Origin of the sequence: Paenibacillus sp. CFBP13512, from assembly GCF_005233705.1 — a bacterium.
Lineage (GTDB): Bacteria > Bacillota > Bacilli > Paenibacillales > Paenibacillaceae > Saccharibacillus > Saccharibacillus nuruki.
This window is the reverse complement of sequence record NZ_QGAD01000049.1, coordinates 1-575: the sequence shown is the minus strand read 5'-3', so window position 1 is coordinate 575 and position 575 is coordinate 1. Positions and strand designations below refer to the sequence as shown.

Below are 575 nucleotides of genomic sequence, written 5' to 3'. Positions count from 1 at the left end.
TTTGCACCAATTTGGAATGTTAAAGCATTTGTAGATGCTTCTCCATTTAGCAATTTCTTCGTATTGAATTCTGTTGTATCTGAAATACGAGTGATTTCTTTTGCTAATTGATCTACTTCTTGTTGAATATTTCCACGATCTGTACTCGTATTTGTATCGTTACCAGACTGTACTGCTAGTTCACGCATACGCTGCAAGATATCGTGAGTTTCGTTAAGTGCACCCTCAGCTGTTTGAATCAAAGAAATTCCATCTTGTGCATTACGAGAAGCTTGATCCAAACCACGAATCTGTCCACGCATTTTTTCAGAGATTGCTAGACCTGCTGCATCATCACCAGCACGGTTAATACGCATACCTGAAGATAGTTTTTCCATTGATTTACTTTGTGCGTTAGACGCACTGTTCAAAGAACGAGAAGTGTTTAAAGCTGCAATATTGTGATTGATAATCATTGTTATTTCCTCCTTGGAATTTGAGGTGATCACATCCATGTGATCCCTTATTGAATTGGTTTGCTGTCAAGTTGATCGTGATCACGTTCTTCTTGGCTGCTACTATATATATCGGCAATA

1 protein-coding gene is annotated in these 575 nt (G+C 38.3%); it reads right to left on the bottom strand.

Annotated features, from left to right (window positions below; translation table 11 throughout):
• A partial coding sequence (locus PaeCFBP13512_RS23130) for a flagellin N-terminal helical domain-containing protein (RefSeq protein WP_441343345.1) occupies positions 1–455 on the bottom strand: 455 nt, incomplete at its 3' end.
• Between the last annotated feature and the right edge of the window lie 120 nt (positions 456–575).